This window comes from Vibrio sp. 14N.309.X.WAT.E.F5 (assembly GCF_030397615.1).
GTDB lineage: Bacteria > Pseudomonadota > Gammaproteobacteria > Enterobacterales > Vibrionaceae > Vibrio > Vibrio lentus.
Genome location: NZ_JAPNXR010000016.1, coordinates 110,963 through 119,463 on the forward strand (window position 1 = coordinate 110,963; position 8,501 = coordinate 119,463).

Below are 8,501 nucleotides of genomic sequence, written 5' to 3' on the forward strand. Positions count from 1 at the left end.
TCTTATCTTCTTACGATAGCTATTATCACCCAACGTCTAAGTCACTTTTCCTCAATTCCCCTTCGAACAAACAACGTGCAACTGAACAAAAAATAAACTTTTCTCGCACATATCTTGTATTCGGTTCAATCTTCTTGTAATTTCAACTGACCAACCAATCGGTCAGCTTTCGAATTTAGGGGATACTATGAGCCATAATCTAGACCTTGAACCAACCACGTCGAACATCAACGACATGGATCAAATATTCAACCGACAAAAAGATCACTACCGCAGTAATGTTAATCCAGCGCTTGAGCAGAGAAGAAAAGACCTCTCGAAATTAAAAGCGTTGCTAATGCGCTACCAAGGGCAATTGATTGATGCGGTGTCTGAAGATTATGGCCATCGAGCAAAACACGACAGCTTGATTGCTGATATCACCCCTTCTCTTCACCAGATCAATTACAGCCTGAAGAACCTTAAGAGATGGTTGAAGCCATCTCGCAGAAAAGCAGGCTTAATGCTGACACCCGCGAAGATCACCGTTCATTATCAGCCAGTGGGTGTTGTCGGTATCATTGTTCCTTGGAACTTCCCGGTGATGCTCTCTTTAGGGCCTCTCATCACGGCGTTGGCGGCAGGTAATACTGCAATGCTCAAGATGTCTGAGTTCACTCCAGCGACAAACCGAGTGTTGAAAGCGATGTTGGCTGAGGGTTTTAACGAAGATCAGGTTGCGATTATAGAAGGTGAAGCTGACGTTTCCGCGAAATTTAGCCAACTCCCGTTTGATCATATTCTATTCACAGGGTCAACCTCTGTGGGTAAGCACGTAATGAGAGCAGCAGCCAACAACTTAACGCCAGTAACTTTGGAATTGGGCGGTAAGTCTCCAACGATTATTGCGCCTGACTTTGATGTCGCTGACGCCGTTGAACGCATCCTGTTTGCAAAAAGCTTAAACGCTGGCCAGATTTGCGTAGCACCAGATTACATCTTATTGCCACGAGAAAAAGTCGACGCGTTCATCACGGCTTATAAGCAGTACTTCAAAAAACTTTATAAAGCCGGTATTGAAAGCAAAGACTTAACCTCAGTGATCGATATGCGCCAATACAATCGTTTGAAGGGTGTGATTGCAGATGCTCAGTCTAAAGGTGCGGTTATTCACACTGTCACCGAGCAAGCACAAGACGATGTGAACCACAGAATGACGCCACACCTCCTAACCGAAGTGAACGACGACATGGTCGCAATGCAAGAAGAGTTGTTTGGCCCTATTCTGCCTATCGTGCCTTATGATTCTATTGAAGAAGCGATCAGCTACATCACAGCAAGAGAACGTCCACTTGCTCTGTACCTGATGAGTCATGATAAGCAGACGCAAGGTCAGTTCTTATCGAGCACGCATTCTGGCGGTGTTTGTATTAACGACTCTCTAGTACATGTGGCCGCAGAAGACGCGCCGTTCGGTGGCATTGGCCCTTCAGGCATGGGACACTACCACGGCATTGAAGGCTTTAAGACCTTTAGCCATGCCAAAACCGTTCTAAGTAGAGGAAAAATTAACTTCACCAAGTTAATGCACCCTCCTTACAACAACCCAATTAAAAAGATTCTGTTCAAAGTACTAAATAGATGATTACGAAAAGGCAAAAAATCCTAGATGCTGCGCTCCTGCTCTTCTCTCAGCAAGGGCTAGAGGGCACATCTACCGGACAAATAGCGAAAACGGCAGGTGTGGCAAAGGCAACGCTGTTCCATCACTTCGAGAACAAATCGTTGTTGATTGATGAGCTGTTTCGTGAACTGAAAATAGAGCTATTTTCTACCCTTGACCAGCACACAGAAATCGCTGAACAAGATCGCTACCAAGCCTTTAAGTTCATGTGGATCACAGGGCTTGAATGGGCGTTAGAAAATCCAGTTGCGATGAAGTTTTTCACCAATGTTCATTTCGACCCGACGACTCAAACTCGAGAAGTGATTGTTTCAAAGATGTTCGCATCGTTAGACGAGATCATTTTGAAAGGACAAGAAACTGGTGAGCTGATGGTGTTAGACATCAACCTTGTTAGGCACTTCATCCACAGCCATTTTTTGATTTGCGCAAACTGGTTGATTGAGCAGAATGAGTTACCACCAGAGCAGTCAGGCAAGTACATCAGCGATAGCTTTGACATGTGTTGGCGAGCTGTCGGCGGACAAAACCTGTAATTTTCAAATTCTTTGAAGCTCTTGCTTTAAAAGAACACTCTGAAGCGCCTCATGGTTATATCTATATATAGGCATGAGGCGCTTTAATTATTTGGATACATTTTAATCACATCACCATATTGACTTTAAGCACTCTCTTTCAGTAACATCCCACCATCATTTCAAAAGAGAATAACGCCATAATGAAGTACTAACATCCTGACATCCGATTTATTTTTATAAAAATCATTTGGACACTCGGGGTTAGTGGGCGTTACTTCGTCATCTATTTTCGCGACAAATCAAGTTCTTAAAGATCCGTCTTTTGACAACATATATCTTGCAGAACTGTACCTCAAAGACAGAAATTATCTCAGCGCAGCTTTCTATCTTTGATTGGTCATCTACCTAAGTAACGTCTTGGCGATCTATTCTTAGACTCCCATGTTGAAGTCTATGTAGAAAAGCGCCTCACCCCTTTTACTCGTTTAAACGTAAAGGGAGGTATTTTTATGCCTACTATATTAGCCAACAATCTCTCATTCCAACTCGATACTGGTGAGTGGTTATTCAAAGACATCACCTTTAATCTGAACACGCGCCTTACAGGTCTAGTTGGAAGAAATGGAGCTGGGAAGTCACTACTGCTTTCGTTACTGGTCGGGCAAACACAACCCACATCAGGCAGTGTTTCCAGACAAGACTCGATCGGCTTTTACTCCCAGTTGCCTTCAAAACTATTGGATAGCACAACCAGCATTGCTGACTTCTTGGGGATCACAGAAAAGCTAGACGCATTACACGCCATAGAACAAGGCAGCTGCGAACTTCAACACTTCAATATCGTTGGAGAGGATTGGGATTTACAAGCGAACACCAAGCAACTTTTAGCCACATTGAAAATAACCAGTGGGTTAACCACACCGTGCCGTACATTGAGCGGTGGGCAACTCGCTCTTTTACAGCTTCATCGGTTATTCGCATCAAACCACGACATACTGATTCTCGACGAACCTTCAAACCATTTGGATAGCGACGGACGTAATTGGTTACTAGAACAGTGCCAGTTGTTTGAAGGCAAAGTGCTTGTCGTCAGTCACGATCGAAGCTTGTTGAGACACATGGAAGGGATCTATCATCTCAACAGTTTGGGATTACGTTTCTACAAAGGAAACTACGATGATTACTTCACGCAAATGTCGAGTCAAAGTGAAGCACTGGACAAGCAGATAACGCATCATCAATCGGAGAAGAAACGACTCGAGCGCCAAGCTCAGATTAACAAGGAAAAAGCTCAACAACGTGAGGCTCAAGGTAACCGACTCCGAAAATCAGGTAGCCAACCCAAGATATTATTGGATGCCATGAAAGATAAAGCAGGGCGAACCCAAGGCGCATCGGCAACAAGCCACAAGAACTTAAAGGATCAAAACCAACATAAGCTTCAATCTCTTAAAGAACAGCAAGAGCAACTGAAGCCGCAAGCGTTGTACCTACAACAAGCGAATAGTTCTAAAAAACACTCACTATTAACCGTTGAAGAGTGTCGCCTGAGCTTTGGTTCTGGTGCTCCTATTAGCTTCTCTCTATCACAAGGGGAACGATGCTATCTAACCGGGGCTAATGGGTGCGGAAAATCGACACTGTTAAAAGCCATTCACGGCCAACACTCGAACTATATCGGATCCATTAAGCGCTTAGGGGCGACCGTATACTTGGATCAACACTTTGGCCTGTTAGACACCAACGACACCATGTTCGATAGCTTGATGACACACAGCTTTGGGTTAACAGAAAGTGACGCTCGAACCTTGTTGGCAGGGATTGGGTTCAGACGAGACTCTGTATACCGAAAAGTGGCTCATTTAAGTGGTGGTGAAAAAATGAAACTGGCGATGTTGATCGTTAGCCATAAGCAAGACACCCCGCTTCTATTACTCGATGAACCGGACAACCACCTAGACATCGACTCAAAGCAAATACTGGCATCCGCTTTACGTGAATACCAAGGCGCATTTATCTTGGTGAGTCATGACAGCGACTTTGTTGAGGAGGTCGGCGTCAGCCAAAACCATATACGACTTTAACCTTCGTAAATTCGTTCACTTAGTTTAGTTAAGCGAGCATCGTCCGGTGCTCGCCTTTCTCGATTGAGACAAGTAAACTACGCGCCTCGAACATCTATTCATAAGGCTAAGGTTTGCATACTCTAGAACAACTAAAATCAGGGCAACTTAAAGGTATTAAACGCTTAAAACTGTCAGAAGGTCTCACCGAGTTTCCTTTAGAGATCTTGGAACTTGCTGATTCTCTTGAAATTCTAGACCTTTCAGGTAATCAACTGTCAGATTTACCAGAAGAGTTATCACAGCTGACCAACCTGCGTATTATCTTCGCGTCAAATAACCTGTTCACGCACCTTCCTGATGTTCTGGGGTCACTTCCTAAGCTCGAAATGGTTGGCTTCAAAACCAACCAAATCGAAACCGTTAGCGAACAGTCTCTGCCAATTCAACTACGTTGGTTAATCCTGACCGACAATGAGATCGAGGTTCTGCCTAGCTCGCTAGGTGAAAGAGCACGACTACAGAAACTGGCATTAGCAGGCAACAAGATTCGCGTTTTGCCAGAAAGTATGGAAAACCTATCAAACCTTGAACTGGTTCGTCTGTCTGCAAACCAACTGACTGAATTCCCAGAGTTCCTTATCAAGCTACCAAAACTGGCTTGGTTAGCGTTTGCGGGTAACCCGTTTTGCAAACACCCAAGCAGCTTAGATAGCGTGCCTGCCGTAAGCTCACGATGCTACTCACTGAATCAAGTTCTTGGGCAAGGTGCGTCTGGGGTAATTTCTCATGCTAACTGGTTAAATCGTGACTTTGATTTCCCACAAGAAGTGGCGGTTAAAGTATTCAAAGGCGAAGTAACAAGCGACGGTTACCCACACGATGAACTCGAAGCGTGCCTTCAAGCTGGTCATCATAGCAACCTAGTGAAGTCTATCGCTCAAGTCGATGAGTCAGACTACCTAGCGTTGGTGATGGAGCTTATCCCGAGCAACTACTACAACCTAGGTTTGCCCCCTACTCTTGAAAGCTGCACTCGCGATACATTCAACGAAGGCTTTGAGCTTTCAATTGTTCAGATCAATAGCATTACCGAGCAGATGATTGATGTGTTTGAACACCTGCATGCCAACAAAGTTTGTCATGGTGATCTTTACGCACACAACACTTTAGTTAATGAACAAGGTCAGATGATCTTTGGTGACTTTGGCGCTGCGACTATCTACGGTTACCTGACTGAAGAGCAGCAACAAGGCATTCGACAAATCGAAGCTCGCGCTCTCAAGTACTTTATTGAAGACCTATTGACCGTATGTGCAAAGCAAGATCAAGACAGCGAGCTTTATACTAAACTGGCGAACTTCGAAGCTTAATAGTTCATTGATCAGAAGTACTCGGTCGAATTGAAAACAACAAAACCAACATCACTGTTGGCTTTTTATTTGCTCATAAAACGAATCAGCGTTTAACTTTCAACTTGAACAAGCTTCAAGTACGAATGTAGCTCACCGTTCTTATACTCAACCGCAGAGTGGATATTGAGGTCTTTACACGCGACAACATCAAACTGGTAACGATTGTCACCTTTATTGATTTCGACTTGCAGCAACCCGCTTTTCAGCAACCAATGACCTTGGGTTTCAAATCGGTCAAACAAACGATATTCCGTTAGACTACCATCAAAATGAAAGTGAACCTCGGTAATGTACCCTGCTGGGCAACTTTTTACCCAAGTCCGCCCTAATACATCTTCTTCAACAAAGTTTCTTTTGCTCTCGCACCACTTTAAATAATCGGCACTCTCGCTCAGTTCACTATCAAGGTCATTCTTAGACAGTAACGTTTGGTCTTGCTGTTCACGACAGTAAAGCTGAAGTAGTGTCTGCTGGTTATTACTCATAAATCGCCATCCCTAGCTAGTCAATCTAATCCAATCAGGCTTAAGCTACCAACTCATAAGAGACAACATAAAGTTCAGAGATCCCTGGGTAGATATCTTGAATCACCCCCTTCAGGACTTCTAGCGTCATGTTTTCTTGCTGAGCATGGAACTCACCTAAGTCATCAAACAGGATTGGTTCAACGCTAATGATCTTAAGATTACAGAATACACGTCCCTGCTCTAGCGTGGATACTTCTACAACACTGCCCGGCTGGTAATCGCGCTCAGATTCATCGCGAATAGTAATGGTCTTTTTGCCTGAAAGGATATCGGTTTCAAAACGTTCGAAGAACGTCATAGTAGTAGGTGCGGTCATTTATCTCGGTCGCTTAACATTTAAAGGTTAGGTAAATGTTTATATACCAGAATGCTTGTTCAAGCGAATAAAAATTAGATGCGAGATGCGAGAGAATGCGGCAAAGCCAAATAGCAGGCAATAAAAAAGGAGAACCGAAGTTCTCCTTTTATTAAACCTTTAAGCTAACTCTAAATTATAGAGATGCTTTCGCTTTTTCAACTAGAACAGCAAATGCTGCTTTGTCGAATACTGCGATGTCAGCAAGAATCTTACGGTCGATCTCGATAGATGCTTTCTTAAGGCCATTGATGAAACGGCTGTAAGATAGACCATTTTGACGAGATGCCGCGTTGATACGTGCAATCCAAAGTTGACGGAATTGACGTTTCTTGTTGCGACGGTCACGGTAAGCGTATTGACCAGCTTTGGTAACTGCTTGGAAAGCTACGCGGTAAACACGTGAACGTGCTCCGTAGTAACCTTTAGCTTGTTTTAGAACTTTCTTATGACGTGCACGAGCTTGTACACCACGTTTTACGCGAGGCATTATGCTTCTCCTAAACTAAACGAATTTATAAACTAAAAAGAATTAAGCGTATGGCATCATACGTAGAACTTGAGCAACTTCACATTTAGGAAGGATCGAGTTCGGACGAAGCTGACGCTTGTTCTTAGTAGTACGCTTAGTCAGGATGTGACGTTTACCAGCGTGCTTAAACTTAATACCACCAGCAGTTTTCTGGAAACGCTTAGCAGCACCTTTGTTGGTTTTCATCTTAGGCATGATGAATAACTCCGCATTGTTGAGTTGTTAATAACATAGTAATTAGGGCGAATAAAACCCCGCAACCTGAGGCTGCAGGGTTTAATTACTTGCAAAGCCGTTAATTACTTCTTTTTAGGGGCCAACACCATGATCATCTGGCGACCTTCAATTCTCGTTGGGAAAGATTCGACAACTGCAAATTCTTCAGTATCTACTTTCAAACGATTAAGAACGTCAACACCGATTTCTTGGTGAGCCATTTCGCGGCCACGGAAGCGAATTGTTACCTTCACTTTGTTGCCGTCTTCAAGGAAACCAGTCAGGTTGCGTAGTTTTACCTGATAGTCTCCAATATCAGTTCCAGGTCGGAATTTAATTTCCTTAATCTGAACCTGCTTTTGCTTTTTCTTCTGCTCTTTCGCAGCTTTGCTCTTCTCGAAGAGGAACTTACCGTAGTCCATCACACGACAAACTGGCGGCTCGGCGTTAGGGCTGATCTCTACAAGATCCATACCAGCTTCATTTGCAGCTTCCATCGCTTCAGCGATTGTTACTACACCAACAGCTTCGCCGTCTGCGCCAGTTAGACGCACTTCACGAACGCCACGAATGTCACCGTTTAAACGGTGCTGGTTTTGTTTGGCCGGTTGTTGGCCACGTCTTCCGCCTTTAATAGCTATTCCTCCAGATTGAGCTTACGGCTTGAAACCTCGGCTTGGATGTATGAAATAAAGTCATCCACTTTAAATTTGCCAAGGTCCTTACCTTTACGTGTACGTACTGCAATTTCGCCGGCTTCCATTTCTTGGTCACCACACACAAGCATGAACGGTACACGTTTCAAAGTATGTTCGCGGATTTTAAAGCCAATCTTCTCATTTCTCAAGTCTGCTTTGACTCTAAATCCACTTTTTTGCAGTTTTTTCGCAATTTCTTGTACATATTCAGACTGTTTGTCTGTAATGCCCATAACAATTGCTTGTTCTGGCGCCAACCACGTTGGGAAGAAGCCAGCGTATTCTTCAATAAGAATACCGATGAAGCGTTCTAGTGAACCTAAAATCGCGCGGTGAATCATAACTGGCGTGTGACGCTCGTTATCTTCACCTACGTAAGTTGCACCTAAACGTTCTGGTAATGCAAAATCGAGCTGCACTGTACCACATTGCCATGCGCGGTCCAAACAATCATGCAAAGTAAATTCAATCTTAGGTCCGTAGAACGCACCCTCGCCTTCTTGAATCTCGTATG

Annotated in this window: 10 protein-coding genes; 4 read left to right on the top strand and 6 right to left on the bottom strand. The window is 43.9% G+C overall.

What is annotated here, in order from left to right:
* Positions 1 to 187: 187 nt before the first annotated feature.
* The 4 genes from OW495_RS16835 (at position 188) to OW495_RS16850 (ending at position 5,617) form a co-directional block, all read left to right on the top strand.
* Complete coding sequence (locus tag OW495_RS16835) at positions 188 to 1,624, top strand: coniferyl aldehyde dehydrogenase (protein WP_102514566.1); 1,437 nt, start codon at positions 188 to 190, stop codon at positions 1,622 to 1,624.
* Entirely contained in the window at positions 1,621 to 2,199 is a 579-nt protein-coding gene (locus OW495_RS16840) for a TetR/AcrR family transcriptional regulator (RefSeq protein WP_065103388.1), read from the top strand. The genes OW495_RS16835 and OW495_RS16840 overlap by 4 nt, the downstream gene beginning before the upstream one ends.
* A 491-nt stretch (positions 2,200 to 2,690) precedes the next feature.
* Positions 2,691 to 4,265 carry an ATP-binding cassette domain-containing protein gene (locus OW495_RS16845; RefSeq protein ID WP_102514567.1) on the top strand — a complete coding sequence of 525 codons (1,575 nt, stop codon included), beginning with the start codon at positions 2,691 to 2,693 and terminating at the stop codon, positions 4,263 to 4,265.
* Positions 4,266 to 4,378: 113 nt separating this feature from the next.
* Positions 4,379 to 5,617 (top strand): leucine-rich repeat-containing protein kinase family protein, encoded by a 1,239-nt coding sequence (locus OW495_RS16850; RefSeq protein ID WP_102514568.1) that lies wholly within the window; start codon positions 4,379 to 4,381, stop codon positions 5,615 to 5,617.
* Positions 5,618 to 5,709: 92 nt separating this feature from the next.
* Here OW495_RS16850 and OW495_RS16855 read toward each other — a convergent pair whose 3' ends face one another.
* The 6 genes from OW495_RS16855 to OW495_RS16880 form a co-directional block, all read right to left on the bottom strand.
* A complete protein-coding gene (locus OW495_RS16855) occupies positions 5,710 to 6,144 on the bottom strand; it encodes a hypothetical protein (protein WP_102514569.1) in 435 nt (144 codons plus the stop codon).
* A gap of 40 nt (positions 6,145 to 6,184) precedes the next feature.
* The gene (yqfB, locus tag OW495_RS16860; RefSeq protein WP_048659526.1) at positions 6,185 to 6,502 is read right to left on the bottom strand and encodes a N(4)-acetylcytidine aminohydrolase; all 318 of its coding nucleotides are present in this window, start codon (positions 6,500 to 6,502) and stop codon (positions 6,185 to 6,187) included.
* 175 nt (positions 6,503 to 6,677) lie between these two features.
* Entirely contained in the window at positions 6,678 to 7,031 is a 354-nt protein-coding gene (gene rplT / locus OW495_RS16865; RefSeq protein WP_004733517.1) for a 50S ribosomal protein L20, read from the bottom strand.
* Positions 7,032 to 7,073: 42 nt separating this feature from the next.
* On the bottom strand, positions 7,074 to 7,268 hold the full coding sequence (gene rpmI / locus OW495_RS16870; protein ID WP_004738430.1) for a 50S ribosomal protein L35: 195 nt from the start codon (positions 7,266 to 7,268) through the stop codon (positions 7,074 to 7,076).
* Positions 7,269 to 7,372: 104 nt separating this feature from the next.
* On the bottom strand, positions 7,373 to 7,924 hold the full coding sequence (infC, locus tag OW495_RS16875; RefSeq protein WP_077680304.1) for a translation initiation factor IF-3: 552 nt from the start codon (positions 7,922 to 7,924) through the stop codon (positions 7,373 to 7,375).
* A 2-nt stretch (positions 7,925 to 7,926) separates the two neighbouring features.
* Positions 7,927 to 8,501 (bottom strand): threonine--tRNA ligase (locus tag OW495_RS16880; protein WP_289887519.1); only part of this gene is annotated, 575 nt, incomplete at its 5' end.